Consider the following 26,084-nt stretch of genomic DNA (forward strand, 5'->3'; position numbering starts at 1 on the left):
ACCGTTGCCATACCTCGTCGCGGGCCTCGTCTTCGTCGGGCTCCTCAGCGTGTTCGACCTCGTACTGATCCTGGCGATCGTCCGCCGCCTCCGCGAGCGGCCCGCCGCCCCGCCCGTCCCGTTCACCCCGCCCGGTACCCCGCTGGGCGAGTTCACCGCGACCGGCATCGACGGCACCGCCGTGTCCCGCGCGTTCTTCACCGAGCCGACGATCGTGGGCCTCTTCTCCACCACGTGCGCCTCCTGCCGGGAGCGGCTGCCCGAGTTCGCCGACCGCGCCCGCGGCTCCGCCGGCCCCGTCCTGGCGGTGGTCGAAGGCGGACGGGACGACGCCGAACCGTTCGTCGCGGCACTGTCCCCGGTCGCCGCCGTCGTGGTCGAACCGCCGGACGGTCCCGTGGCCGCCGCGTTCGGCCGTCCCGCCTTCCCCGGCTTCTACGTCGTCGGGCCGGACGCGGTCGTCACGGCCGCGGCGCTCGACCCGTCCGGGCTGCCCGCGCCGGCCCGTACGTGAACGGACCCGCCCGGCGGGCCGGGACCGTCGCCGCGCTCGCGTGGCGCGCGCACCCCGCCGCGACGACCGCGTCCGTGCTCCTCGCCGTCCTCGCCGGCCTGGCCCCGGTCGCCACCGCGTGGCTCACCAAACTCGTCCTGGACGGACTCGCCCGCGGAGCCGACCGGGACGCCCTCACCCTCCTCGCCGCGGGGCTCGCCGCGTGCGGGCTGTCGGTCGTCCTCGTGCCGCACGCCTCCACCTACGCGCAGGCCCAGCTTCGCCGGGCCGTCCGCGCCCTGGTCGTCGACCGCCTGTTCGGCGCCGTCAACGCCGACGCGGGCCTGCGCCGCCTCGAGGACCCCGCGTTCCAGGACCGCCTCCGGCTCGCGCACGAGTCCAGCCAGAACGCGCCGGACCGGCTGATCGGCGGCGCCCTCGCCATCGCCCAGTCGCTCATCACCATGTCGGGCTTCGTCGGCACCCTCCTGGTGATCAACCCCTTCCTCGTCGGGGTGATCTTCCTGGCGACCCTTCCCGCGATCACGATCCAGCTCCGCCTCAGCCGGGAACGGGCCCGGACGATGTGGCGGATCAGCCCCGGCATGCGGCGCGAGGTGTTCTACGGGGAACTGCTGACCCGGCCGGAGGCCGCGAAGGAGACGCGGCTCTTCGGCCTGGGCGACCACTTCCGCGCCCGGATGCTCGCCGAGGTCCGCTCGACCAACGACGCCGAACGCCGGGTCGACCTGAAGACGCTGCGCGGCCAGTCCCTCCTCGCCCTCGTCGGCGGCGCCGTCGCGGGCGGCGGCCTCGTGTGGGCCGTCCTGGAAGCGGCCTCGAACCGCCTCACCCCCGGCGACGTGACCGTGTTCGTCGCCGCCGTCGCGGGCGTCCAGGCGGCCCTGGCCTCGGTCATCGACCGGTGGGCCGACGCGCACAACGCCCTCCTCATGTTCGCGCACTACTCGGCCGTCGTCACCGCGGAGCCCGGCATGCCCGCGCGTCCGGGCCGTCCCGTCCCCGCCCTGCGGCACGGCATCGAGTTCCGCGACGTCTGGTTCCGCTACGGGGACGAGCACCCCTGGATCCTGCGCGGCATCGACCTGTTCGTCCCGGCCGGCCGGTCCGTCGCCCTCGTCGGCGTGAACGGTGCGGGCAAGAGCACCCTCGTCAAACTCCTGTGCAGGCTGTACGACCCGGACAAGGGCTCGATCACCTGGGACGGCGTGGACCTGCGCGACGCCGACCCCACCGAACTCCGCGAACGGATCGGCGTCGTCTTCCAGGACTTCATGGAGTACGACCTCACCGCCGCCGAGAACATCAACCTCGGCGACCTGAACGTCCACGACGACGCCCTCGTCCGGGAGGCCGCACGCCGCGCCGGCGTCCACGACGCGATCGAGGCCCTCCCGAACGGCTACGCCACGATGCTCAGCCGCATCTTCGGCGGCGAGGAGGACGCGGGCGTCGCCCTGTCGGGCGGGCAGTGGCAGCGCCTCGCCCTCGCCCGCGCCCTCCTGCGCCGCGACCGCGACCTGCTCCTGCTGGACGAGCCCAGCTCGGGCCTCGACGCCGAGGCGGAGCACGACGTCCACGCGTCCCTCCGCCGCCACCGCCACGGCCGCACCAGCGTCCTCGTCTCGCACCGCCTCGGCACCGTCCGCGACGCCGACCTCATCGTCGTCCTGAGCGACGGCCGCATCACCGAACACGGAACCCACGACGCCCTGATGGCGGCGAACGGCGACTACGCCCGCCTCTTCACCCTCCAGGCCACCCCCTACGACCCCCGCCTCTAACCGGCGTCCTTCGCGGAAGCCGTGTCCGGCTTCACCACCTGAAGGACCTCCCGCCGGAAGCGGTCCACCAACCCGGCCGCGAGGGTTCTGCGTTGACGGAACGTCCGAATGCAGGGACGGCCGGGCCCGAAGGATCGGAAGTATGGGGCCGTGAAATGTGCGCGTGGAGGCGGGCGCGAGTGGCTTGATTCCGCCTTATGCGGCGACAGCGACGACTCTCGCCGGAGAGGTCGTCGCTGTTTGTCGTGGGTGCGCCGTCAGGGACTTGAACCCCGAACCCGCGGATTAAGAGTCCGCTGCTCTGCCAATTGAGCTAACGGCGCCTGTCGTTGGGGGCTCCGGCCTTGGCCGGTGTCCCTGGCGACAGGAAGAACAGTATCAGGAGCCGTGGAGCAGTGCGAATCGGTTTCAGTCCTTCGCCGGCATGACGCTCATCATGCCCCGCCACATGGCGATGGCGGTGGCGCGGGAGCTGACGCCGAGCTTGGCGTAGATGCGGTTGACGTGGTTCTTGATCGTCTTCTCGCTGAGGAAGAGCTGGCGGGCGATCTCGCCGTTGGAGCGGCCGGTGGCGATGAGGTCCATGACCTCGGCCTCGCGGGCGGACAGGCCGAGGGAGACGCGGGAGGCGTCGCGGACGCCGCGGATCAGGTCCTGCGGGGTGAAGGCGCCGGGGACGAGGTGGCCGCAGGCGCCGTCCCGGACGGCGGACGCGGCGGCGCCGTCGCCGGGTGCGGCGAGGACGAACACGCGGGCGGTGCGGGCCAGCGACGTCGAGTGCCGGGCCGCGGCGGCGTCCACGAGGACGATGTCGGGGCGCAGGCGTTCGGCGAGGGCGAGGGCGGCGGATCCGGTGGCGGTGTCGGCGACGACCGAGAGTTCGTCGCTGGACTCCAGCAGGGCGATCACGTCGGCGCGGACCCGGGCGTCGCCGTCCACCACGAGGACGCGCAGGGGGGCCGTTTCATCGACACTCATCCGTTGCCCTTGGGGTGTCGTTGACAGGTATGAAGACGGAGCATAACCGGCCGGTGATCCATAGTCGATGGAACCGTGCCGAGCGGGACGGACGCGCGTGTGCGATCTCCCCCGAACGGCGGGTGCGGCATCGGCCGCGCGGGGCCCGTGGGAGTCCGGCTGCTCGTTCAGCCTGGGCCCGGCCCAGGTGTCCGAGCCGCTGCGGCCGTCCTCCTCACGGTCGTCTCCGCGCGCGGCGTTCCAGGGACTCGAGGCCGGCGATGAGCAGGTCGAGGCCGAACTCGTACTCGTCGTCCACCCCTTCGGGGGCGTCCGGGGGCGCGGGGGCGTCGGCGACGTAGCCCCCGGCGGCCATGATCGCGGCGATGTGGGGGAAGCGGTCGGGGGCGATGGCCCGGCGGAGCTTCTCCAGCCCCTCGGGGGTGGCGGTGAACCCGCCTTCGGCGGCGAGGGACCGCTCGAGCTCCACCATCGAGGCGACGTGCTGGGAGATGAGCAGGAGCACGGCGATCTTCTCGCCGTCGTCGAGGGCGATGCCCGACATCGCCGCCAGCCCGAGGTCGGCGGTGCGGACCGTGCGGGGCATGAGGACGGCCGCCTGCCCGCGCGGGATCTCGAGCGCCCAGGGGTGCACGCGGTAGGCGTCCCGGATGAGGTCGGCCCACGCGCGCAGGGCCGCGCGCCAGTCGTCCGGCAGCTCGACCTCCTCGGGCAAGGACAGCGCGGCGTCCTGCATGAGGCGCAGCAGCTCGTCCTTGCTGGACACGTACCGGTAGAGCGACATGGTGGTGAAGTCGAGCGACTTCGCCACCGCCTGCATGGTCACGGCACCGAGCCCGTGCGCGTCGGCGATCTCGATGGCGGCGGCCACGATCCGCTCGTGCGTCAGCCCCCGGCTGGGGCCGCGCTGCGGGACGTCCTGCACCCCCCAGGCGATCGCGAGAGCGCGCGGCAGGCCGGTCTCGGTCGTGTCTCCCATGGTCCCCGATGCTCTCACCAAAATTACTGTGTATGAGATAAACGGTGTATGGCATACTCAGTGTATGCGATACACAGAACATCTCATCGAGCTCGACGGGCTCACCAAGGGGTTCGGGAAGCAGGAGGTCCTCAACGGCCTCGACCTGCGGCTCCCGCCGGGCGTCCACGCGCTCCTCGGCCCGAACGGCGCGGGCAAGACCACGCTGGTCAACATCCTGTCCACGCTGACGTCCCCCGACTCCGGCGCCGCCCGCGTGCTGGGCCTGGACGTCCGCAGGGACAAGAGGGAACTCCAGGGCCTCATCTCCCTCACCGGGCAGTACGCCGCGGTGGACGGGCAGCTCAGCGGGATCGAGAACCTGCTCATGATGGGGCGGCTCTTCGGCCTGTCCCGCCGCGCCGCCGCCGCCCGCGCCGCCGACCTGCTCGACCGCTTCGACCTGGCGAAGGCGGCGGGCAGGCGCGTCGGCACCTACTCGGGCGGGATGCGCCGCAAGCTCGACATCGCGGTGAGCCTCATCGCCCACCCCGAACTGATCTTCCTCGACGAGCCCACCACCGGCCTGGACACCCGCAGCCGGCGGGCGCTGTGGGAGGAGATCACCGCCCTCGCCGCCGGCGGCACGTCGATCTTCCTCACCACCCAGTACCTCGAGGAGGCCGACGTCCTCGCCGAGCGGGTCCTGGTCCTGAACGGCGGACGCATCGTCGCGGACGGCACCCCGTCCCAGCTCAAGGAGAACGTGGGCGGCTCGACCATCCAGGTGCACGACGGCCACGGCCGCGTCATCGAGGAGATCCCCACCCGGGGCTCGGCCGCCGACGTCTCCCGGCGCCTCGCGGCCCTCGCCGCCGCACGCCCCGACGTCCAGGTCACCGTCCGCCGCCCCACGCTCGACGAGGTGTTCCTCCAGCTCACCGGAAAGAAGGCAGCATGACCGCCACCCCCGTGACCCCGGCCCGCGGCGCCGGGTTCCTCACCGGCCTGCACGTCTTCACCGTCCGCAGCCTCCGGCACTCCTTCCGCGACGGCGAGTCGCTGCTGATGGCGGTCCTGCTCCCGGTCATGCTGATGCTGATCTTCACGTACGTCCTCGGCGGCGCGATGGACGTCGGCGGGGGCGGCGGGCGCGCGGCGTACCTGTCGTTCGTCATGCCGGCGATCGCCCTGACCGCCGCGGGCTTCGGCGCCTCCTACACGTCCGTCGTGGTCAGCAACGACATGACCACCGGGTTCATGAACCGGCTGCGCACCATGCCGTTCCCGTCCGTGACCGTGCTGCTCGGCCACACGGCGTCGTCGATGGTCCGCAACCTGCTGGCGACCTCGGTGGTGATCCTCGTGGGCTTCGCCGTCGGCTTCCGCACCGACGCGGACGTCCCGCGGTTCCTCGCCGCCGTCGGCCTGATCGCGCTGTGGATCCTCATGATCACGTGCGTGTTCGCGCTGCTCGGGATGGTCGCGGGTTCGGCCGAGGCCGCGAACGGCTACGGCTTCATCCTGCTCTTCCTGCCCTACGTGTCGAGCGGGTTCGCGCGCGTGGAGTCCATGCCGTCCTGGCTGCGCCCCATCGCGGAACACCAGCCGATGACGCCGATCATCGACGCCTCGCGGGCGCTGATGAACGGCCACTCCCCGGGCTCCGACGCCTGGATCGGCGTCCTGTGGTGCACGGGCCTGATGGCTCTCGCGGTCTGGCTGATCGCCGTCGTCTTCCCCCGCAAGGTCGCCCGCACCTGAGTCGCCGCGCTCAGAGGTCGTCGTCCTCGAGGGGCCGCGTCCAGGCCGCGGCGAAGGGCAGGCAGACGACGACGGCTCCGCCGCCGAACAGCATCCGCCTGGGCCAGGGGTTCTCGCTCCGGCTCTCCCAGTCCGCCGCCTCGACGGCGTCGGTACGGCCGCGGGGGTCGTACCGGACCGGGACGAGACCGTCCGCGTTCCGCGTGAGGCGGTCGGTCGTGAGATCGGCCGTCCGCCCGTCCGGACACTCCAGCCGCCACCGCCGGCTGTTCTCGCTGGGCGGGGGGAGCCGCCGCTGGAACCTGCACTCGGCGTCGACGCCGTGCTCGCGCAGAAGGCGGGTGTTGATCTCCAACGACAGCCCCACGCCGAACGCGAGCGCGGCGAACGCCCCGGCGAGCAGGGTGACGCACCCCAGCGGGGAGGCGCCGGAGGCGTAGAAGAACGTGCCGGGGCCGCAGAAGATCGCTCCGAGGACGATGATGAACATGCCGAGGGCGTCCCGCCCGAGCCCCTCGTCCACCCAGGCCCCGAACGCTCCGAGCGCGAGCGTCCCGCAGACCACCAGCGCCGGCCGGCCGAAGGCTTCCTTGATCACGCGCACAACCTAGCCCGGATCCCGTCCCCCGAACAGCCGCGCTGCACCGGCCGTCCGGGGAAACGGAAAGGGCCCCGGTCGCCTGCGACGACCGGGGCCCTTACGCCTGGGGTGAGTGAGGGGACTTGAACCCCCGACATCTTGGACCACAACCAAGTGCTCTGCCAGCTGAGCTACACCCACCGTGGCCGGAACTCGTCCGGCTCCCAGTAGTGTAGCGGGTCCGCGGGAGTGGGTCAGCCGGAGATCTCGGCGGCGAGGGCCCGGGCGGTGTCGGAGTCGGGGCCCGGCTGGGGGACGAAGACGGCGGCGCGGTAGTAGCGCAGTTCCTGGATGCTCTCGGTGATGTCGGCGAGGGCGCGGTGGCCGCCCTTCTTCTCCGGGCTGGCGAAGTAGGCGCGGGGGTACCAGCGCCGGGCCAGTTCCTTGATGGAGGAGACGTCGACCATGCGGTAGTGCAGGTGGGCGTCGAGGGCGGGCATGTCCCGGGCGAGGAACGACCGGTCGGTGGCGATCGAGTTGCCGCACAGGGGGGCCTTGTTGGCGTCCTTGACGTGTCCGCGGACGTAGTCGAGGACGGTCTTCTCCGCCTCGGCGAGCGTGACGCCGCCGGGCAGGACGTCGAGCAGCCCGGACGTCGTGTGCATGTCGCGGACGATCTTGGTCATCTGCGTGACGGCCTCCGGCGGGGGCTTGATCACGATGTCGACGCCCTCGTCGAGGATGTTCAGGTCGCTGTCGGTCACCAGCGCGGCTATCTCGATCAGGGCGTCCTTGCGCAGGTCGAGCCCCGTCATCTCACAGTCCACCCATACGAGCCGCTCGTTCATGGCCTTCACTTTACGACCATGGACGACCACGCGGGGCACCGAGTATCAGGACGTCGGACGGGACGTGATGTGCGGCGGGGGCTCGATGCCGGGGCGCAGCGTCGGGTCGGGGACCGGGGGGAGGAAGGTCTGGCGGACGGGCACCACGCCGGCCCACGCGTCGAGGGCGAGGTCCTCGGGGTCGTCGCCCGGGGGGCCCTGCCGGATCTTGACGGACGCCTCGGCGAGGGGGAGGGCGAGGACGGTCGTGGCCGCGAGTTCCTTGCGGTTCGGCCGGCGGGCGTGGTCCCACTGGCCGGGGGTGAGGTGCTCGGTGATGGCGCGCAGGCCGGTGAGCTTGTCGTCGCCGGTGAGGACGGCGGGGGTGCCGTAGACGATGGCGCTGCGGTAGTTGAGGGAGTGGTGGAACAGGGAGCGGGCGACGACGATGCCGTCGAGGTGGGTGACGGTGACGCAGACGTCGCGGGACGGGCCGTGGCGGAGGCTCGCGGCGCCGGATGAGCCGTGCAGGTAGAGGGTGTCGTCCAGGCGGCCGAAGCCGGTGGGGATGACGCGGGGGGAGCCGTCGATGACGACGCCGAGGTGGCAGATCAGCGCGGCGTCGAGGATCTCGTGGAGCACGGCGCGGTCGGCGGACGAGCGTTCCGGCAGGCGGCCGAGCCGCGTGCGGGGCGTCGCGGAGAGCGGGTTCATGCCGGTTTACGCTAGGCCGACGGTGGCCTGGTCGGGAGGGCCACTCGCGGTCGATAAGGAGAGACCACTTTGCTGCCCATCGTCGTCGACCGGGACGCGGACGAGTCCCTGCACGCGCAGCTCGCGGGACAGTTGCGCGGCGCCATGCGGGACGGACGCCTGGCGGCGGGGGATCGGCTGCCGGCGACGCGGGCGCTGGCGGCGCGGCTCGGGGTGAGCCGGACGGTGGTGACGGAGGCGTACGAGCAGTTGTACGCGGAGGGCTGGCTGGTGGGCCGGCACGGGTCGGGCACGTTCGTCGCGGAGGGGGTGACGGCCGATCCGGAGCCGGGCGCGGGACGGGTGCGGGCCGCGGAGCCGGAGCCGGGGGACGGGGTGATCGACCTGCGGCCGGGCCTGCCGTGGGTGGGCGCGCTGGACACGCCGGCGTGGCGGCGGGCGTGGCGGCTGGCGTCCGGGGTGCCGCCGCGGTGGCGGCAGGACCCGCGGGGGCTGCCGGGGCTGCGGGCGGAGCTCGCCGAGCACGTGCGCCGGAACCGCGGGGTGCACTGCCCGGACGTCCTGGTCACGCGGGGCGCGACGAACGGGCTGGACCTGCTGGCGGCGACGGTGCTGCGGCCGGGCGACCGGGTGGGCGTGGAGGATCCCGGGTACCGGCGGGCGCGGGCGGTGCTGGCGGGGCGGGGCGCGGAACCGGTGCCGTGCCCGGTGGACGAGCACGGGCTGGTCGTCGAGGCGCTGCCGGACGATCTGCGGTTGGTGTACACGACGCCGTCGCACCAGTTCCCGATGGGCGGGGTGCTGCCGGTGCCGCGGCGGCGGGCGCTGCTGGCGTGGGCGCGGCGGACGGGCGCGCTGATCGCCGAGGACGACTACGACGGCGAGTTCCGGTACGACGTCGCGCCGCTGCCGGCGCTGTACGGGCTCGACCCGGAGGTCGTGGTGTACCTGGGGACGACGTCGAAGATCCTCACGGTCGACATGGGCGTGGGGTGGCTCGTCGGGCGTCCCGACCTGGTGGAGGCGGTGGCGCGGCGGCGGGCGGAGCTGAACGACCGGACGCCGGTGGTGCCGCAGGAGGCGCTGCGGCTGCTGCTGGAGCGCGGGGACGTCGACCGGCACGTCCGCCGGATGAGCCGCGAGTACGCGCGGCGGCGGGCGGCGGTGGTGGCGGCGCTGGCCGGGCTGCGGCTGCACGGCGACACCGCGGGCCTGCACCTGGTGGTGGACGTCCCGGGGGACCCGGCGGACGTCGCGGCGCGCGCGGCGGCGCGGGGCGTGCTGGTGGACACGCTCGAACAGCATTCCGCCGGGCCGGCGGCCGCGTCCGGGCTGGTGATCGGCTACGGGACGGCGGCGGGCCCGGCGGAGCTGCGGGCGGGCTGCGCGGTGATCCGCGAGCTCGCCGGTTAGGACGGGGCGCCGACCGGGACGGGCTCACCGGCCGGCGGGCGCGCCGGGCCGGGCAGCGGCGCCGTGCGGGTCAGCAGGGACGGCTCGGGGATCGGCGCGCGCGGCCGGGGAATGGGCGCGACGGGCGTGTCGGGTCCGGTGATGCGGCGGATGTCGATGCCGCCCGGGTCGGGGCGCTCCGCGAGCGGGGCCTGGGACGCGCCGAAGTGCCCGCCGCGCGCCCAGTCGCGGCGGCTGCGCTGCGAGTGGTACGACTGCGGGGAGGGCAGCGGCGGGCCGGCGGGCCAGCGGCGGGCGATGTGCCAGGCGTCCAGCCAGCGCATGATGGCGTCGATGCCGGTGAGCAGCGACCCGGTGAACGGCACGCGGGCCTGCCCGACGACCATGATCTGCAGGCAGGTGCGGCCCTCGCGGCACACGGGGGCGGCGAGCAGCCGGGCGGCGCGGGTGGCGGGCAGGAGCTGGACGGTCTCGCCGGTGCCGGGATGCCAGACCAGGTGCGTCGGGCGGCCCTGCTTGACCAGGTCGGCGGCGACGGAACGGGCGGAGACGGAGCGGGGATCATGGTCCCCGGTGAACCAGACGACCCGAGGCGCACCTCCCTGCATTCCTCCGCCGTCGTCTCGTACGGGCATGCGTGCGGCTCCCGGCAGCCATGCGTCTGCCACGGTGCGTCCCCCCAATCGGGCCGGGGTCGGCCCCGAATGGTCTAGTCCTATTCTCTTAGCCCAGCGAGACCGATATGTCCAGCTTGCCGCCATGGGCCGGTGTCGGCGGCCGCGACGTCGCCCGGGACGCCCACTTCGTCCCGGTCATCGTCGCTCGCGCGGGCCCCGCCGTCCCGGAACGCCCGGCGCGGTGCCGATCGGCCGGGCGAAATTCTCATGAACCGGTCCATGCGGGGTGAATCCGGCGCACGTCAACACTTCCACTTGACGCTCGGTAAATCAGTGTGACGCGACGGCCGGATGTGGCCGAATAATCACGGTGCGCAAGGACATCCGATCGCGCCGACACCCCTCGGGGGTTTACCTTCCGAACCGAGTGGCGTTCTAATAGGGCGTCATGACCGTTGACGCAGACCTTCCGGCCGGGGTCCCCGGCATCGACGTCCCCCGCCTCGCGGACTGGCTGGCCGGCGCGCTGCCCGGCGGCGGCCGGATCACCGCGATCGACCTCATCGCCGGCGGCCGCTCCAACCTCACCTACGGCATCACGCTGGACGGCGGACCGGACGGCGCCCGCCGCATCGTGCTGCGCCGCCCGCCGCTCGGGCACGTCCAGCCCACCGCGCACGACATGGCCCGCGAGTACCGGGTGCTGAGCGCGCTCGGCGCCGGGACGTCCGTGCCCGTGCCGACGACGCTGGCGTTCTGCGACGACGAGGACGTCATCGGCGCCCGCTTCTACCTCATGGACTTCGTCGAGGGCCGGGTCCTGCGCACCCGCGAGGACGCCGCCGGGATGAGCCCCGGGCAGGCGCGCGGGCTCAGCGAGGCGCTCGTCCGGGCGCTCGCCGCGATCCACACCGTGGACGTCGGCGCCGCGGGCCTCGGCGACTTCGGCCGCCCGAACGGCTACATGGCGCGGCAGCTCAAGCGGTGGGGCAAGCAGTGGGACGGCTCGCAGGAGGCGGTCCGCGCCACCGGGGCCGTCCGCGACCTGCCCGAGTACGACCGGCTCGTCGCGCGGCTCGGCGAGCGGCTGCCCGCGGACGCCCCGGCCCGGCTCGTCCACGGCGACTTCCGGCTGGACAACGCGCTGGCCCGGCTGGAACCCGAACCGGAGATCGCCGCGGTCGTCGACTGGGAGATGTCCACGCTCGGCGACCCGCTGTCGGACCTCGGCCTGACGCTCGTGTACTGGGCGGAGGCCGCCGACGCCGCGGACGAGCTGCTGCCCGTCGGCGCGACGATCACCGCGGCGCCCGGGTTCCTCACCCGCGCCGAGTTCGCCGCCCGGTACGCGGAGCTGACCGGGTTCGACGTCGCCGACCTCGACTACTACGTTGCGTTCGCGTGCTTCAAGCTCGCGGTGATCCTCGAGGGCATCCACGCCCGCTACCTGCAGAAGGCGACCGTCGGCGAGGGCTTCGACCGGATCGGGGACGCGGTGCCGGTGCTGCTGGCCCGCGCGCACCGCGTCCTCGACACCGGCACGTTCTGACGGCCGGGCCGTGCGCGGAGGCGGGGGTCAGCAGTAGGTGACCGACGCGGCTCCGCCCGGGGAGAAGGAGACCGAACCGGTCCTCTCTCCCCAGCACGCGGCCTCCTTGCGCACCGGCACCGTCGTGGACCGGCCCGCCGCGAGGTGGCCCGACCCGCCCGCGCTGAGCCCGTCCGACACGCCGGTGACGCGCCAGTCGACCGGGCCGCCGACCGCGCGGATCGTGATGCCGCACTCGTCGTCCGGCCAGTCCATCTCGCAGCCGCTCACGGCGAGGCTGCCCCGGGTGGGACGGTCCGGGCGGTCCGGCGTGGAGGGCGGCGGGTCCTCGGCCGGCCGCTCGGTCGTCGGCGTCTGCGACGGCGTCTCGGACGGGGTCTCGGACGGCGACTCCGACGGCGACGCCGACTCGGTCGGGGAGGGCGACGAGCTCGTCGGCGACGGGTCGACCGGCTTCGACTCGGTCGGGATCGGCCCGCCGGACGCGTCGCTGATGCTGGGGCGGGCCGAGACCCGCGGCAGCGACGACGCGCCGTCGCCCTCGCCGCCGAACGCGGTCAGCGCCCCGGCCAGCACGACGATGCCCGTGACGCCCGCGCCGACCAGCGCGTAGACCGGCCCGCGCTTGCGCTGCGGCTTCTCCTTGGCGCGCGTGACCGTCGGCTCGTAGGGGAGCGGCCAGCCGTACTCGTCGAACGGCTCGGTCCACGCGGCGATCGCCCGCCGGTTCCCGGCCCGGTCGTCGGCGGTCGCGGCGGTCAGCACGTCCAGCCGCAGGTCGGCCGGGATCGCGGCGATCGGCAGCACGGCCAGCAGCCGGTCCGGCGGCGGCACCTGGAGTTCCCGCGCCCCGCACACGGGGCACTCCGCGACGTGCCGGACGAGGTCGGCCGCGGTCTGCGGAGGCAGCGGCCACGCGTCGGCGAGCGCGGCGGCGGCCGGGCAGTCCCGGAGGTGGTTCTGCGCGACGAGCGCCGCCCGGACCCCGGCGTCCAGGTCCCGGCGCGTCTGCTCGACGAGGGGATAGACGTCCTCGAGCGGCACGCCCAGGACGCCGCACAGGTCGACCTCGTCCAGCTCGTGCCGGACGTGCAGGTCGATCGTCTCCCGCTGCCGCCCGCTCAGCGCGGCGAGGGCGCTGTGCGCGAGCTTGCGGCGTTCGTCGCGGCGCGCCACCTGCTCGGGGGTCAGCCCGTCGTCGGCCTCCGGCGCCTCCTGCCCGGTGTGCCGGTTCGGGCTGTCGCGGCGCCGCATGCACTCCTTGCGGGCGATCGCGTACAGCCAGCCGCGCAGCCGCTCCGGCTCCGTCAGCCGGCCGGCGTGCTCGCGCGCGGCGATCACGCAGTTCCGCAGCGCCCCGGCCGCCTCGACGCGGTCGCGCAGCAGCCCGTGGCAGTAGTCGAAGAGGAACGGCGCATAGGCGTCGTAGACCTCGGTCAGCGCGATGACGTCCCCGGCCCGCAGCGACTCCGCCAGCCGGACGGCGTCGTTCTGCCCGGGCCTCGGCTCACCGGCCACGGATGTCCTCCTCGGTCGATTCCGGTGTGTCTGATCGAGCGCCCCCGGTGAGCGCCGACGTGCGTCGGGCCGCTCTGGTTGCCCGATCTTGCCACCAAATTTCGCGGATTTCTCCCGGATGACCGAATCTTTGTGATGGGGGACGTACTCCCCGTGGCCGTTTCGGCTACTTGATCAGGTACTACGCGCGCGAAAGTGATGTGGGTCTCATGACCGGCCGGTCGTCAGTCGTCCGGCCCGTCCCCCTGCCCGTCGTTCCCGCCGGGGCACGTCCAGGACACCTGGACCGACGCGCCGCCGGGGGAGAACGTTACCGCCCCCGTCCCCGACCCGGGCTCGGAACAGTGCAGCGACACCGCCGCGGCGCCGCCCTCACCGCTCCGCAACGTACCGCCGCCCGCGGCCGAGAGCGGCGGCGACGCGCCGGCCGACCAGCTCACGGGGCCGCCGACCGCGCGCACGGGAATCGAGCACCCGTCACCGTCGCCGTGCAGCCTGCAGGGACCGCCCTCCACCCGCAGCGACCCCGCGGCCTGCTCGCCGCCGTCCGGGGCGGACGGGCGGGACGGACGGGACGTGCGCGTCGCCGTCCGGCGCGGCGTCGCGGACCGGGCGGGCGACGCGGACGTCGCCGACGGCGTGGCGGACGCGGTCGGGGTGCCGCTCGGGGACGCCGACCCCGACGGGGACGGCGAGTCCCCCGGCGACCGCGCCGGGTCGGCGGGCGCGACGGCGGCGGTGCCGCTCGGGCCCGGGCGGGCGCCCAGCGGGTTCTCGTTCGACGAGTCCGGCATCATCACGAACGCCACGAGGACGACCAGGACCACGGCGCCCCCGGCGGCGAGCGCGGGCACGAGCCCGCGCGGGCCGTCCCGTCGGTCCCGCCCGGCGCCCTCGCCGGCCCCGCCGCCGGACGCCGCGGCGGCGAACCCGGGCGCGCGGTCGCCGGACGCGGGCCAGCCCCACTCGTCGAACGGCCCGGCGCGGTCGGCGGCGGCGGCGTACTCGGCGGCCATGGCCGGGTCGGTGGCCGTGGCCATGACGCGGCCGCGCAGGTCGTGCGGCATCATCGCGACCGGAAGCAGCGCCAGCAGCCGGCCCGCGGACGGGGACCGGTCGACGTGCGGGGCGCACAGCGGGCACGCCCCGACGTGCCGGACGAGGTCCCGGACGGCCGGCGCCGGGAGCGGCCACCCGCCGCCGGCGACGCCGGCGAGGTGCGGGCAGACGTCCGGCGCGGTGCGCAGCAGGATCGCCGCGGCGATCGCGTCGTCCAGCCGGGCGCGGGCGGCTCCGGTCAGCTCCGCGGCCTCCGGCGCGTCCAGGTCGAGGACGCCGCCGATCTCCGTGTCGTCCAGGCCGTGCCGCAGCATCAGGTCCAGCGACTCGCGCTCGCGGCCGCGCAGCACCGACAGGGCGCCGCGCACGAGCCGGCGGGCCTCGAGGCGCCGCGCCAGCTCGTCCTCGTCGAGGAAGCCGTCCTCGACCTCGGGCGCCTCGTGCCGCTCCGCCGGACGGCCGGGGGCGCCCAGCCGCCGCAGGCACTCCGCCCGGACGAGCGCGTACAGCCACGCCCGGAACAGGTGCGGCTCCCGCAGCCGCGAGATCTGCGCGTGCGCGCCGACGAGCGAGTCGTGCAGCGCCGCGGCGGCGTCGTCGCGGTCGCGCAGCAGCGCGTGGCAGTAGTCGTAGAGGCGGGCGGCGTAGCGGTCCATGACCTGGAGGAGCGCGGCGGGGTCGCCGCCCGCCAGGGCGAGGGCCGACCGTTCGTCGTCGGCGCGATCGAAGGTGGGCCAACCGGACACGAGGTCCTCCCGCGGGCTGAGAGCGCGGCCGCCGTCCACGTCGTCAGGGACGGGCGGGCCGGTGAGGCAGGGGGGGAAGCGTTCGACTCTCCCGGCCGCCGGACTCGAGGGCGTCGGCGCGGGCCGGAGAGAGGAGGAAGGAAGGTCGGAGGCCCGACGGCCCCGCTCCCCGTCGGGCCTCCGTATGTTCGACGGGCGACCGCGGCACCCGGTTGACAGATCTATGCGGAAAAAGTGGAAACTACTTGACGTGTCGGAAGTGTTACCGCATGCGGCGGGAGAGCATCTGCAGGAAGATCTTCTGGATGTCCGCCGGGGTCTGCGCGACCGCCACGCCGCCGCCCGTCGCCTCCGCGATCTTCTCCAGCTCGTTGCGGTCGACGCCGGGGCCGAACCCGATCATGTTGACCTGGATCGGCTTGTTCGGGTCCCGCATGTCCCGCAGCCGCTTGAGGGTCTCCTGGAGCGTCGGGCCCTCCGGGTCGTCGTTCTTCCCGTCGGTGAGCAGCAGGATCGAGTTGCCGAACTCCGGCTTGAACGTGTCGTTCATCTTCTTGTAGGCGTCCAGCATCGTCCGGTACAGGGCCGTGTCGCCGGTCGGGTTCGGGCGCATCTTGCTCAGCACCGACAGCACCCGGTTCCGCCGCGTGTTGGACCCGATCCGCTCACCGAGCGGGCCGATCGGCACCGTCACCTCGTACGGCGCGCCGTTCTTCATGTTCGTGGAGAACAGCCACTGGCCGAGCTCGGTGTCGTCCGACATCATCCCGAGACCGGCCTGCGAGACCGCGCCGATGGCCTGCAGCCGGTTGGTGTTCTCGTCGACCATCTCCGCCATCGAGCCGGACACGTCGATCAGCGTCAGCATCCGCAGGCCGAGCGTCAGCTTCGCCCACGCCTGCATGACGGCGTTGACCTCTTCGCTCTTCGGCGCGGGCAACTGCCGGGGCCGGGCCGGGCTGACGCCGCTCTGCTCGCCGAACCCCGCCGGGGCCTTGCCGTCGGAGGTGCGGAACCCGGCCGCCTGCAGGTCCTCCTGCGTCTCGGCGTCGCCGAGCGCCTCCTCCAGCAGCTTCGCGGCCTCCCGCTCGCCGGCGTCCTGGGTGGCGACGGTGTACGGGTAGTCCATCGGCAGCGTGCCCTCGATCGGGTACAGCGCCACCGCCGGAACCTCCGGCTTCTTCTGGTTGAAGGCCCACAGCGCCTGCTCCGACGACAGCGAGATCGGCTGCTTGCCGCCGCCCTGCCCCTTGCCGAACTGCTCGAACTGGGCTTCCACCGTCGGGACCTGGCTCTCCCGCACCGTCCGGACGATCCCGGTGAAGATCGAGTCGCGGTTGGGGTCGTTCGCCAGCAGGGTGCTCGTGATCATCAGCGCGCCCATGCCCGCCGCGTTCTTCATCGGGTCCGGGACGTAGAGCCGCACCGACCCCGCCGGGATCATCTGGTTCTTGGTGACGGCGCCGCCCGCGACGCCGCCCGCCGCCTTGAGCAGGTTGTCCCACGACGGCGTCGAGGTGACGCCGTTCTGCTTAAGCTGCTCCGCCAGGGTCGAGGGCATCCCGATGACGATCGGGCTCTTCGCGACCGACCGGGAGGACGCGAGCTGCGTCTTGCCGTCGTCGCGGGCCGCACGCGAGATCCACAGCGACGAGTCCGGGATCCACACGTCCGGCCGGTCCTCGTCGTCGGACGCCACGCCCTGCCCGGACAGCAGCGTCGCGACGGTCGACGGCTCGGCCGACCTCACGCGCGCCTGGACGCACTTCCCGGACACCTCGTGCCCGGCGTCGTTGAACCGGCCCGCGGCCTTCGCGATCACCGGCTGGATGTCGGGCGCCGCCGCGACCGACAGCGTCATCGCGTCGTCGCCCGAGCAGCCGCCGCCGCTCTGCGCGAACGCGTACACGCCGCCGCCCAGCAGCACCACCAGGCCGACCGCCCCGGCCAGCGGCCCCAGCAGGGCGCCCTTCCGGCTCCGCTTCTTCTTGCGCTTGCGGCCGTACTCGTAGCCGCCCGAACCGCCGTACTCGCCCGAACCGCCGGAGCCGCCGGAGCCGCCGCCGTACTCGCCCGAGCCCCCGCCGTACTCGCCGGAGCCGCCGCCGGCCCGTCCGCCGAAGAACCCGGACGGGGTCTCGTCGGAGCTGCGGATCGACTCGTACTCGCTGTATCCGGTACCGGCGAGCGGCGAGCTCTCCGGGGGCCGCCCCTGCGGCGCGCCGTGGCCGCCGGAAGCCGCGGCCCCGCCGGGAGCCGCATAACCGCCCGAACCGGCACCGCCTTGGTGCCCCGGCTGCCCGTAGGCGCCGGAACCGGACGCGCCGGGACGTTCGGCGTCGCCGTACCCGCCCTGCCCGTACCCGCCCGGTTCGTATCCGCCCGGTTCGTACCCGCCCTGCCCGTATCCGCCGGACGAACCGGACGCTTCGGGTCGCGCGGTTCCGTAACCCCCGGTGCCGTAGCCACCGGAAGCGGACGGCCCGCCGTACGAGGGCTGCTGCGGCGACCGCTCCGAGCCGGCCCACTCGCCGGTCTCACCCGGCCGCCCCCGGTCACCGCCCTGCCCGGGCGGGGGCGTCTGCGGGTTCCGGGTGCCGAACCAGTCGGACGATCCGTCGTTCGCCGGACCGAAGACGGGCTTGGACGGGTCCCAGCCGTCTTCGCCCCCCTCAGGGAAGTCACTGCGATGACGTCCGCTCATGGCTGCCCTCGATTCACCCAAAAACCCGCCGATGTTCCCCGGCACTGTAGTAGTACGGCATAGAGGTTACAAAGAACTCAAAACCGTTAATGACGCAGGTCATGAGCGTATGCTTGGACGAACCTGGCATCCCGCCCCACCGTAGCGCCGCGGGAACGCAACGGCGCCGCATGGCCGTAACCGGCCTTGTGGGCCCGGCACAATGGGGGGATGGCCACCCTGGTCCCCGTCACAGACCCCGCCGATCCGCGCCTCGCCGACTACGTCCGGCTCCGCGACGTCAACCTCCGCAAGAGCCTCGAGGCCGAGCACGGGCTCTTCGTCGCCGAGGGCGAGAAGGTCATCCGCCGCGCGGTCGCCGCCGGGCACCCCGTCCGGTCCCTGCTCATGGCGCGGCGCTGGGCGGCCCCCCTCGCCGACCTCCTCGACGGCCTGCGCGCCCCCGTCTACGTCGCCGCCGACGACGTCCTGGAGGAGATCGCGGGATTCCAGGTGCACCGCGGCGCGCTCGCCTCCATGGCCCGCCTGCCGCTCCCGCCCGTCGACGCCGTCGTCGCCGGGGCCCGCCGCATCCTCGTCCTCGAAGACCTCGTCGACCACGCGAACGTCGGCTCCATCTACCGGTGCGCCGCCGCCCTCGGCATCGACGCCGTCGTCCTGTCCCCGCGCTGCGCCGACCCCCTCTACCGCCGCGCCGTCAAGGTCTCCATGGGCGCCGTCTTCGCCGTCCCGTACGCGCGCATGACGAACCGGCGGGACGACCTCGCGAAACTGCGCGCGTCCGGGTTCCGGCTCCTCGCCCTCACCCCCGACCAGACCTCCGTCCCGCTGGACGCCGCCCCGATGGGCGACCGCGTCGCGCTCATGCTCGGCTCGGAGGGCGACGGCCTGTCGTCCCACTGGCTCGACGAGGCCGACGACCGGGTGTGCATCCCGATGAGCGCCACCGCCATGGCGAACGGCGTCGACTCCCTCAACGTCACGGCCGCCACCGCCATCGCCTGCCACGCGCTGCTGCGCGCCTGACGTCCGCCCGGGGGGCTCAGCGGCCGAACATGCCGCGGCGCGTCCGCCGGTGCTGCCCCCGCGGCACCCGTCCACGCGCCATCGCGGCGCGCCGTCCCAGCCGCACCTGCGTCAGCAGCAGCCCGAACACCACCATCAGGGCCGCGAGCCACGCCACCTGCGTGCTCGCCACCCGCTCGAACGTGAGCTCCTGCGCGACCGGCGCCTTGTTCTCCCGCAGCCGGCTCTGCGGCGTCGCCGGGACGGGGTTCGGCGCGACGGACGGGCTCGGCGCCGCGATCGGCGGGAGCGCCACGGCCGGGCTCCGCGCCTCGAACGACGCGTTCGGCGCGGGATCGGGGTAGTCGAGATCGGTCGACCCGCCGCCGGACCCGGACGAGCCACTGGACCCGGAGGAGCCACTGGAGCCGGACGACCCGCTGGAGCCGGACGAACCCGACGAGCCGCCGCCGTCGTCCTTGCCGTCGCCGGTCGGCTTCGGGGACGGGGACTTGGTCCGGGTCGGCTTGCCCGTGGGCTTCTCGGTGGGGTCCTTGGTCGGGGGCGGCGGAACGGTGAAGGTCACGGACGCCTCGGCGACGACGTTCTCCTCGAGCCCGGCCGCCGCCACCGTGACCGCGAAGGCGACCTTGACGGTCTTCTTCGTCTCCTTCGGCACAGACAGCGTCCAGGCGAGGGTGTCCTTGTCGTCCTCTTCGAGCGATCCGATGACGCAGACCGCCGACTCGAACGGCTCCGTGCAGTCGCCCTCGACGATCGGCTTCGCACCCGTCGGCGTCGCCTTGACGCCCACGACCTTGACGCCCGAGACCGGCCCGTCCTGGGCCGCGAAGTGCGCCGTCAGCTTCACCGGCTCGGCGCCGACCTTCACCTTCTGCGCGGCCGGCGCGATGTCGACCTTCAGCGTCCCCGGCCGCGGCGTCCCGGTGGGAGACGTCGAGGGGGAGGTCGTGGGGGAGGTCGTGGGGGAGGTCGTGGGGGACGTCGAGGGGGACGTCGTGGGCGGCGGCGTCGTCGGATCCGTCGCCGCGACGGCCGACGCACCGCCCGCGGCGACCACGGCCGCGGCCGCGAGCCCTACGAAGAGCGGTTTCATCGCCGGTCGGCAGACCACCGCCGCAGCACCTCCGTCGTCTTGTGAACGCCGTAACGAAAGGGGGATCGGCCCCGGACACATGCGAACACGGATCCAGCCCCGGATCAACCCCCGATCAAACGAACTCCTGGTGGACGTCCTCCACCTCCGCGCGCGGTGCCCACGCCTGCCACACCCCGTGGTCGATCCGGTCGAGGCCGAGCCGTTCGGCGACCGGGGCCCGGCCGCCGGTGTACTCCACCCGCACCCACGACTCGTGCTCGCCCACGACGACGAACGGCTCGCCGCGCCACGTGCACGCCGTCCGCACGTACCGCAGCTCCTCGACCTCCGACGCCGGGACGATCCGCCGGTACCGGCCCGGCCGCAGCTCCTCGAACCCCTCCGTCGGGTCCGGCGTGTACAGCCGGACCTCGCCGTCCGCACCGGGCGACGCCTCGAAGTCCCGCCCGAGCCACCGTGCGACGTACCCGTCCCGGATCACTGCGCGGCCTCCGTCCGTCCGTCCCAGCCCTCGGTACCCGCCTCGGGCCGCAGCCAGCCGAGCCGGTCCGGGTCGTACATCGCCACGAACCGCTCCGAACGATCCGGGGCGATGTAGTACATCTCCGACCCGTAGGGGAGCCGGATGCTGTCCACCTTGAACTCGCGGATCGACCCCGCGCTGCCCGGCGCGAACCCCGTCCCGACGAACGGCGCCCGCTCGACGACCCACCCGGCCTCGCCCCACGCGGCCATCTCCGCCTCCGTGGCGCCGCCGAACGGGACCCGGTAGACGTCCGGGCAGTACGCGGGCCACCGGATCACGTAGACGCCCTCGTCCCCGGGCGTGAACGGGGAGTCGTCGTAGAGCAGCCCCAGCGCCTCGTACAACTGCGCGGGCGTCTGCAACTCGGCCACGTCGCTCGTCAGGTGCACGAACCCGCCGACCCGGTCGTACCCCTGCTCCAGGTACCAGCCGACATGCCCGTGCGGCACGACCTTCTGCATGATCGCGAGCTGTGACACCCGGTCGTCCGGATCCGCGCCCGGCTGCGGCAGCGCCGCGGGGCGCGCCTCGGCCCGCGGCTGCGGCTCGGGCTCGCGCGGCGGCGGCGCCTCCGGCCGCGCCTGGATCAGCCCCACGCGGATCGCCCACTCGCTGAGCGCCCGCACCTGCTCGCCCCGCAGCGACGCACCGATCCGCGTCCCCGGATTGAGCAGCATCGCCCAGTCCGCGCGCGGCCACGCGCCGATCAGCTCCCGGAAGTCCGCGTAGACGAACCGGGCCTCCTCCGGCAGGACCTCGCGCAGCCGCACCAGCGACGTGAACACCCGAACCGCCGCGTCGTCCCGCAACGCGGCGTCCCACCGGAAGTCCCGCTGGATCGGCGTCACTTCGAGCGGCGCGTCCTCCGGGATCGGGACGAGCACGTTCGCGTTCAGGAGGACCCGCAGGAACGCGTCCGAGTCCCCGGCGAGCGTCGCGTCGTACAACTCCTGGTCGAGGCGGTTGCCGGGCTCGAACGCCGGCTCGGCGTCCGGCACGGCCCGCAGCCCGCGCCCGCCGTCACCCGGCTGCTCGCCGCCGGTGCGCCCCGGAAGCCCGCGCGGCCGCGCGTCCGCGGAGTCGTCGGCCGCCCCGCCTTGGGACGTCCCGTCGTGCGGGCCGCCGGACTGTGCGGGACGCCCGTGGTCGCGTCCCTCACCCGCCCGGCCCGGCCCGTCGACCGCCGAAGGCGGGTCGTCCCCCATGGGGCCGCCGGGCTCCTCGTCGGGCCTGTCGGCCGTGCTGCCCGGTGCGGTCGCCTCCCGTGGGCTCGCGGGCTCGTAGTCGCGCTCGGCGACCGTCCCGGCCTGCCCGGGGAACTCGTGGTGCGCCGCGCTGTCGGGGGCGTCGGCCGTCGTGGCCGGGCCGTGCCGGGGTTCGTCACCGCCCTGCGGCGGGTTGTCCGGAGCTTCGGGGGTTGGAAGCGGCCCGGTGCCGATCGGGGCGGGCGGGTTGACGCCATGTTGGGGTGCGTCGGCCCTGTCGGGTCCGTATTCGGCACCATCGGGGGCCTGTGCGGGACGGTCGTACGCTTCGGGCATCGCAGGCCGGCCGGGCAGCTCGGACGGCCGTCCGTCCCCGGGGTCGCCGGTGGTGACCGCCGGGGGTGTTGTGTCCTGCGGGTTCGCGGACTCGTGGTCGTGTTCGGCGACGGCTCCGGCTTGTTCCGCGCCGCCGTTGCCCGTGGTCTGCCGGGGGGACTCGTGCCGCGCGGCGTACTCGGGGGCGCTGGTCGGGGTGGCCGGGTCGTGTGCGGCCGGGGTGTCCGGAGCTTCGGGGGTTGGAAGCGGCCCGGTGCCGATCGGGGCGGGCGGGTTGACGCCATGTTGGGGTGCGTCGGCCCTGTCGGGTCCGTATTTGGCACCATCGGGGGCCTGTGCGGGACGGTCGTACGCTTCGGGCATCGCAGGGTGCCCGGGCAGTTCGTGTGGTCGTCCGTCGCCGGGGTCGCCGGTCGTGGGCGCCGGGGGAGTTGTGCTCTGTGGGTTCGCGGGCTCGTGGTCGTGTTCGGCGACGGCTCCGGCCTGTTCCGCGCCGCCGTTGCCCGTGGTCTGCCGGGGGGACTCGTGCCGCGCGGCGTACTCGGGGGCGCTGGTCGGGGTGGCCGGGTCGTGTGCGGCCGGGGCGTCCGGGAGCTCGTCGCCGCCCTGCGGCGGGTTGCTCGGAGCTTCGGGGGTTGGAAGCGGCCCGGTGGGAGTGGCCGAGGTGGGGCCGTGGTCCGGCTCGGCCGCCCTGACCGGCCCGTACTCGGCACCGTCCGGCGCCCCAGCAGGACGGCCGGACGCCTCGGGCATCGCAGGCCGGCCGGGCAGCTCGGACGGCCGTCCGTCGCCGGGGGCGCCGGTCGTGGGCGCCGGGGGTGTTGTGTCCTGCGGATTCGCGGACTCGCGGTCGTGTTCGGCGACGGCTCCGGCTTGTTCCGCGCCGCCGTTGCCCGGGGTCTGCCCGGGGGACTCGTGCCGCGCGGCGTATTCGGGGTGGTCGACCGTGGCCGGGCCGTGTGCGAGCGGGGCGTGCTGGGGCTCGCCGCTGCCCTGCGGCGGGTTGTCCACAGCTCCGGTGCCGATGGGGCCGAGCGGGTTGACGCCGTGCTCGGGTGCGTCGACCCTTTCTGGTCCGTAACCGGCATCACCGCTCGTCGGAGCGGGGCGGGCGGGCAGCCCGTGCGTCTTTTCGTCCTCGGTCGCCTTGGTGGTCGCGGCCGGGGTTGCCGTCTCCTCTGGGCGCGCGGACCCGTAGTCGGCGCTCCCTCCCGTCCTGATCTCGCCGTGCTCGTGGCCGGGGAGCCCAAGCGGCGCGGCATTCTCGGGCGCGTCGGTCGGGCCGTGCGCGGGCGGGTTGCCCGGCGCTTCGGAGGGCGGGAGCGGCCCGGTGCTGGTGAGGACGGGCGGGGTGACGCCGTGTCCGGGTTCGGCGGCGCCGCCGAACTGGGCGGGCCGACCGGGCAGCTCGTGCGGTCGTCCGTCCTCAAGGTCGCCGGTGGTGGCCGCCGGGGGCGTCGTGTTCTGCGGGTTCGCGGGCCCGTCGTCGTGTGCGGCGGCCGCCCCAATGCGGTCGTGCGTGGGGCTGGATGCTCCGGGCATCGCAGGCTGGTCGTTGCCTGCGGGCTGGCCGGGCAGTTCGGACGGCCGTCCGTCCCCGAGGTCGCCGGTGGTGGCCGCCGGGGGCGTTGTGTTCTGTGGGTTCGCGGGCCCGTGGTGGTGTGCGGCGGTCGTTCCGGTCGGGTCGTCGTTGCCTGTGGTGTGTCCGGGGAGTCTGCGGGGTGCGGCGTTCTGGGGGGCGCCGGTCGTGGCGGCCGGGCCGTGCGTGGACGGCGCGTGCCCCGGCTCGCCGCCGGCCTGTGGCGGGTTGCCCGGTGCTTCGGGCGTCGGGAGCGGGCCGGGGCCGGTGGGGGTGGCCGGGTTGAGGTTGTGCCCGCCGCCCGTCTCGGCGGGACGGCCGGACGCCTCGGGGAACGGAGGCTGGCCGGTGCCTACGGGCTGGCCGGGGAGCCCGTCGAGGCCGCCGGTCGGCGGGGCGGCTGTGTCCTGCGGGTTCGCGGGCCCGTGGTGGTGTGCGGTGGCCGTTCCGGTCGGGTCGTCGTTGCCTGTGGTGTGTTCGGGGAGTCCAGGGGGTGCGGCGTTCTGGGGGGCGCCCGTCGTGGTGGCCGGGGGGAGGCCGTGTGCGGGCTCGCCCGCCCTGTCCGGCCCGGGCTCGGCAGCGCTGGTCGGCTGGGCGGGACGGCCGGGCAGCTCGTGCGGCCGTCCGTCCCCGAGGTCGCCGGGCGTGGCGGCCACTGCGGCCGTGTGCGCGGGTGTCGGTGCTTCGGGGGCGCCGGTCTCGGGGACGCCGGGACGGTCGGCCGGGGGAGCCGTGCCGTCCGGGCGTGCGGGCCCGTGGCCGGTGCCGACCGGGCCCTGCGCGGACGGGACGGGCTGGGGCATGTCGCCGCCCTGTGGCGGTTCGCCCGCCGGGGCCTGCCCATGCTCGGGTCCCTCGCCCGGACGGCCGGTTCCACCGGGCGCGTCGTGCCGCGGCCAGCCGATCGTGTCGCCGGGGGCGCCCGGGGCGGGTTCGTGCTCGGGCGTCGCGGCGCGCGCGGGGTCGGGCAGGCGCTCGTCGGACGGGTCGTGCTGGGGCCAGGCGGTGCCGGGGCCTTCGGGGGCGACGCGGGTGCCCAGGGCGTCGAGTGCGTCCGACGCCGTCCGCGCGGGGTCGGCGTCGGACGGTTCGGGCGCGGCGGGGACCGGCGGGGCGACGGGGACGGCGGGGGCGTCCGGCGGCGGGGGCGTCGCGGCGGACGGGGGAGTCGCGGGCTCCTCGGGGACGGCGCGGCCCGCGAGGGCGCGGACCTGGTCGCCGGGCAGGCTCGCGTCGATGGGGGTGCCGGGGTTGAGGACGAACGTCCACGCGGTGTCCGGCCACGCGGCGAGCATGTCGAGCAGGGTCGGCATCACGAAACGCGACGAGCTGAGGGCGTCGTTCATCCACTTCGGCGACGTGAACACCTGGATGGACGTGCGGCCGTGGACGTTGACGGGCTGCCACGGGAACGCGGGGTCGTCCGGGGTGACGCCCCAGGGGGTGTCGGGGTCGGCGGGGACGAGGACCTGCGCGCCGAGCAGGATCTTGTAGAAGGCGTCGGTGTCGCGGCGCCGGGCGGCGTCGAAGAGCCGCTGCTCGACCTCGTTCTGCGGCTCGAACCCGTCGGTCATCCGCTGCGCGGCGCGCTGGTCGGCCCAGGTCGCGAGGCCGGGAAGCTGCTGCGCCTGGACGGTGCCGCCGGCGGGGGAACCGGAGTTGATCGCGAGCTGCCAGTCGGGGTGCGGCCAGTAGCGGAGCGCGACGGTGAACGGCAGCCGGATGTACTCGGTGCCGGTCCCGGCGGCGCGGGCGGCCTCGATGAGCCGTTCCGGGGACGTGAAGACGGGGACGACCGTGGCACCGTCGACGTCGCGGGTCTGCCACGGGAAGCCGGGGCGGCCGGGACGCAGCGAGTAGTCGGTGTCCTCGGGGACGGGCAGCAGGACCTCGGTCCCGGCGAGCGTCTGCAGGAACAGGTCGTGGTCGTTGTTCGCGGCGGCCCGCAGCAGTTCGCGTTCGACGTCGTTGGCGGGCTGGAACTCGGGCCGGCGGGACTCGCGGGGCAGGTCGCGGTGCTGCCCGCGGAGTTCCTCCCACGGCCCGTCGGCGGGCGCGCCGGGACGGCCGACGCGGGGCGGCCGCCCGTCCCCCTCGGCGACCTGCCGGACGAACCAGGACGGGAGCCGCGCCTCGATCGGCAGCGCCGCGTCGACGCCGTGCCCGGGGACGTCCACGGCGAGCCACCAGGCGGCGTCCGGCCAGCTCTGCGCGATGTCGCCGAACCGCAGCGTCATGAAGTGCTTGTAGGCGGGGCCGAGGCAGGCGCGCATCGCCGCGGCGGACGTGTAGGTCAGGACGTGGACGCGGCCGTCCTCCTCCTGGGTGGGCCACGTCGGCTGCGCCGTGTTGGCGAGGACGTCGTCGACGACGTCGGGCGGGACGGGCAGCACCAGCTCGCTGTCCGCGAGGACGCGGAAGTAGCCTTCCTGGTCGCCGGCCCGGACGCTCTCGTGCAGTCGGCGCTCGAGTTCCGACGTGGGTCGCCACGCGTCGGCCACGGTCGCCACCCCCTGTTTCTTCCGTGCTCGTCCCCACGCGACTGCCTACGCTACATGGGCGAACAGGACCAAAGAGCCTATACGTCC

The 26,084-nt window shown here is 74.4% G+C and carries 19 protein-coding genes and 2 tRNA genes; 7 read left to right on the forward strand and 14 right to left on the reverse strand.

Annotated features, from left to right (window positions below; translation table 11 throughout):
• The first annotated feature begins 4 nt into the window (after nucleotides 1-4).
• Both ACFQ11_RS04000 and ACFQ11_RS04005 read left to right on the forward strand, forming a co-directional pair.
• On the forward strand, nucleotides 5-514 hold the full coding sequence (locus tag ACFQ11_RS04000) for a TlpA disulfide reductase family protein (RefSeq protein WP_378296403.1): 510 nt from the start codon (nucleotides 5-7) through the stop codon (nucleotides 512-514).
• Nucleotides 511-2,298: an ABC transporter ATP-binding protein gene (locus ACFQ11_RS04005; RefSeq protein ID WP_378296404.1), complete on the forward strand. Its 1,788-nt coding sequence runs from the start codon at nucleotides 511-513 to the stop codon at nucleotides 2,296-2,298. The genes ACFQ11_RS04000 and ACFQ11_RS04005 overlap by 4 nt, the downstream gene beginning before the upstream one ends.
• Nucleotides 2,299-2,548: 250 nt before the next feature.
• Here the strand turns inward: ACFQ11_RS04005 and ACFQ11_RS04010 are convergent.
• From ACFQ11_RS04010 to ACFQ11_RS04020, 3 genes are all read right to left on the reverse strand, one after another.
• Nucleotides 2,549-2,621, reverse strand: a tRNA-Lys gene (locus tag ACFQ11_RS04010).
• An 85-nt stretch (nucleotides 2,622-2,706) separates the two neighbouring features.
• A complete protein-coding gene (locus ACFQ11_RS04015) occupies nucleotides 2,707-3,276 on the reverse strand; it encodes a response regulator transcription factor (RefSeq protein ID WP_378296405.1) in 570 nt (189 codons plus the stop codon).
• A 214-nt stretch (nucleotides 3,277-3,490) separates the two neighbouring features.
• The gene (locus ACFQ11_RS04020) at nucleotides 3,491-4,255 is read right to left on the reverse strand and encodes a TetR/AcrR family transcriptional regulator (RefSeq protein WP_378296406.1); all 765 of its coding nucleotides are present in this window, start codon (nucleotides 4,253-4,255) and stop codon (nucleotides 3,491-3,493) included.
• Nucleotides 4,256-4,319: 64 nt separating this feature from the next.
• Between ACFQ11_RS04020 and ACFQ11_RS04025 the strand changes: the two genes are divergently transcribed.
• The gene (locus ACFQ11_RS04025) at nucleotides 4,320-5,195 is read left to right on the forward strand and encodes an ATP-binding cassette domain-containing protein (RefSeq protein WP_378296407.1); all 876 of its coding nucleotides are present in this window, start codon (nucleotides 4,320-4,322) and stop codon (nucleotides 5,193-5,195) included.
• On the forward strand, nucleotides 5,192-5,998 hold the full coding sequence (locus ACFQ11_RS04030; RefSeq protein WP_378296408.1) for an ABC transporter permease: 807 nt from the start codon (nucleotides 5,192-5,194) through the stop codon (nucleotides 5,996-5,998). Before ACFQ11_RS04025 ends, ACFQ11_RS04030 begins: the two co-directional genes overlap by 4 nt.
• 10 nt (nucleotides 5,999-6,008) lie before the next feature.
• Here ACFQ11_RS04030 and ACFQ11_RS04035 read toward each other — a convergent pair whose 3' ends face one another.
• The 4 genes from ACFQ11_RS04035 to ACFQ11_RS04050 form a co-directional block, all read right to left on the reverse strand.
• Nucleotides 6,009-6,596 carry a hypothetical protein gene (locus tag ACFQ11_RS04035; RefSeq protein WP_378296409.1) on the reverse strand — a complete coding sequence of 196 codons (588 nt, stop codon included), beginning with the start codon at nucleotides 6,594-6,596 and terminating at the stop codon, nucleotides 6,009-6,011.
• Between the two features lie 107 nt (nucleotides 6,597-6,703).
• Nucleotides 6,704-6,779 (reverse strand) — tRNA-His (locus tag ACFQ11_RS04040).
• A gap of 53 nt (nucleotides 6,780-6,832) precedes the next feature.
• The gene (gene orn, locus ACFQ11_RS04045) at nucleotides 6,833-7,426 is read right to left on the reverse strand and encodes an oligoribonuclease (RefSeq protein ID WP_378296410.1); all 594 of its coding nucleotides are present in this window, start codon (nucleotides 7,424-7,426) and stop codon (nucleotides 6,833-6,835) included.
• Nucleotides 7,427-7,471: 45 nt separating this feature from the next.
• Entirely contained in the window at nucleotides 7,472-8,119 is a 648-nt protein-coding gene (locus tag ACFQ11_RS04050; RefSeq protein WP_378296411.1) for a pyridoxamine 5'-phosphate oxidase family protein, read from the reverse strand.
• 69 nt (nucleotides 8,120-8,188) lie between these two features.
• Between ACFQ11_RS04050 and pdxR the strand changes: the two genes are divergently transcribed.
• Complete coding sequence (gene pdxR, locus ACFQ11_RS04055; RefSeq protein WP_378296412.1) at nucleotides 8,189-9,532, forward strand: MocR-like pyridoxine biosynthesis transcription factor PdxR; 1,344 nt, start codon at nucleotides 8,189-8,191, stop codon at nucleotides 9,530-9,532.
• On the opposite strand, the gene ACFQ11_RS04060 is transcribed toward pdxR, so the two are convergent.
• Entirely contained in the window at nucleotides 9,529-10,167 is a 639-nt protein-coding gene (locus ACFQ11_RS04060; protein ID WP_378296413.1) for a hypothetical protein, read from the reverse strand. The genes pdxR and ACFQ11_RS04060 overlap by 4 nt on opposite strands.
• A gap of 430 nt (nucleotides 10,168-10,597) precedes the next feature.
• On the opposite strand from ACFQ11_RS04060, the gene ACFQ11_RS04065 reads away from it, so the two are divergent.
• Nucleotides 10,598-11,698, forward strand: coding sequence for a phosphotransferase family protein (locus tag ACFQ11_RS04065; protein ID WP_378296414.1), 1,101 nt, complete (start codon nucleotides 10,598-10,600; stop codon nucleotides 11,696-11,698).
• Nucleotides 11,699-11,725: 27 nt separating this feature from the next.
• Here the strand turns inward: ACFQ11_RS04065 and ACFQ11_RS04070 are convergent, their stop codons facing one another.
• The 3 genes from ACFQ11_RS04070 to ACFQ11_RS04080 all read right to left on the reverse strand — a co-directional run bounded on the left by ACFQ11_RS04070 (nucleotide 11,726) and on the right by ACFQ11_RS04080 (nucleotide 17,725).
• Nucleotides 11,726-13,216, reverse strand: a complete 1,491-nt coding sequence (locus tag ACFQ11_RS04070) for an RNA polymerase sigma factor (protein ID WP_378296415.1) — start codon at nucleotides 13,214-13,216, stop codon at nucleotides 11,726-11,728.
• Nucleotides 13,217-13,440: 224 nt separating this feature from the next.
• A complete protein-coding gene (locus tag ACFQ11_RS04075; RefSeq protein WP_378296416.1) occupies nucleotides 13,441-15,021 on the reverse strand; it encodes an RNA polymerase sigma factor in 1,581 nt (526 codons plus the stop codon).
• A gap of 262 nt (nucleotides 15,022-15,283) precedes the next feature.
• Nucleotides 15,284-17,725: a substrate-binding and VWA domain-containing protein gene (locus tag ACFQ11_RS04080; RefSeq protein ID WP_378296417.1), complete on the reverse strand. Its 2,442-nt coding sequence runs from the start codon at nucleotides 17,723-17,725 to the stop codon at nucleotides 15,284-15,286.
• 210 nt (nucleotides 17,726-17,935) lie between these two features.
• On the opposite strand from ACFQ11_RS04080, the gene ACFQ11_RS04085 reads away from it, so the two are divergent.
• Nucleotides 17,936-18,751: a TrmH family RNA methyltransferase gene (locus ACFQ11_RS04085; protein WP_378296418.1), complete on the forward strand. Its 816-nt coding sequence runs from the start codon at nucleotides 17,936-17,938 to the stop codon at nucleotides 18,749-18,751.
• Between the two features lie 16 nt (nucleotides 18,752-18,767).
• On the opposite strand, the gene ACFQ11_RS04090 is transcribed toward ACFQ11_RS04085, so the two are convergent.
• From ACFQ11_RS04090 to ACFQ11_RS04100, 3 genes are all read right to left on the reverse strand, one after another.
• Nucleotides 18,768-19,847: a hypothetical protein gene (locus tag ACFQ11_RS04090; protein ID WP_378296419.1), complete on the reverse strand. Its 1,080-nt coding sequence runs from the start codon at nucleotides 19,845-19,847 to the stop codon at nucleotides 18,768-18,770.
• Between the two features lie 115 nt (nucleotides 19,848-19,962).
• Nucleotides 19,963-20,331: a hypothetical protein gene (locus ACFQ11_RS04095; protein ID WP_378296420.1), complete on the reverse strand. Its 369-nt coding sequence runs from the start codon at nucleotides 20,329-20,331 to the stop codon at nucleotides 19,963-19,965.
• Nucleotides 20,328-26,006 (reverse strand): SseB family protein, encoded by a 5,679-nt coding sequence (locus tag ACFQ11_RS04100; protein ID WP_378296421.1) that lies wholly within the window; start codon nucleotides 26,004-26,006, stop codon nucleotides 20,328-20,330. Before ACFQ11_RS04100 ends, ACFQ11_RS04095 begins: the two co-directional genes overlap by 4 nt.
• Nucleotides 26,007-26,084: the final 78 nt, after the last annotated feature.

Source organism: Actinomadura sediminis, from assembly GCF_042675525.1.
In the GTDB taxonomy this organism is placed as follows: Bacteria; Actinomycetota; Actinomycetes; order Streptosporangiales; family Streptosporangiaceae; genus Spirillospora; species Spirillospora sediminis.

What these genes read in the sequence shown, in the direction of transcription:
- ACFQ11_RS04065 (WP_378296414.1), top strand. Translation starts at nt 10,598, where the DNA reads ATGACCGTTGACGCAGACCTTCCGGCCGGGGTCCCCGGCATCGACGTC.
- ACFQ11_RS04050 (WP_378296411.1), bottom strand. Translation starts at nt 8,119, where the DNA reads ATGAACCCGCTCTCCGCGACGCCCCGCACGCGGCTCGGCCGCCTGCCG.
- ACFQ11_RS04030 (WP_378296408.1), top strand. Translation starts at nt 5,192, where the DNA reads ATGACCGCCACCCCCGTGACCCCGGCCCGCGGCGCCGGGTTCCTCACC.
- orn (WP_378296410.1), bottom strand. Translation starts at nt 7,426, where the DNA reads ATGAACGAGCGGCTCGTATGGGTGGACTGTGAGATGACGGGGCTCGAC.
- ACFQ11_RS04090 (WP_378296419.1), bottom strand. Translation starts at nt 19,847, where the DNA reads ATGAAACCGCTCTTCGTAGGGCTCGCGGCCGCGGCCGTGGTCGCCGCG.
- ACFQ11_RS04085 (WP_378296418.1), top strand. Translation starts at nt 17,936, where the DNA reads ATGGCCACCCTGGTCCCCGTCACAGACCCCGCCGATCCGCGCCTCGCC.
- ACFQ11_RS04060 (WP_378296413.1), bottom strand. Translation starts at nt 10,167, where the DNA reads ATGCCCGTACGAGACGACGGCGGAGGAATGCAGGGAGGTGCGCCTCGG.
- ACFQ11_RS04080 (WP_378296417.1), bottom strand. Translation starts at nt 17,725, where the DNA reads ATGAGCGGACGTCATCGCAGTGACTTCCCTGAGGGGGGCGAAGACGGC.
- ACFQ11_RS04025 (WP_378296407.1), top strand. Translation starts at nt 4,320, where the DNA reads ATGCGATACACAGAACATCTCATCGAGCTCGACGGGCTCACCAAGGGG.
- ACFQ11_RS04015 (WP_378296405.1), bottom strand. Translation starts at nt 3,276, where the DNA reads ATGAGTGTCGATGAAACGGCCCCCCTGCGCGTCCTCGTGGTGGACGGC.
- ACFQ11_RS04020 (WP_378296406.1), bottom strand. Translation starts at nt 4,255, where the DNA reads ATGGGAGACACGACCGAGACCGGCCTGCCGCGCGCTCTCGCGATCGCC.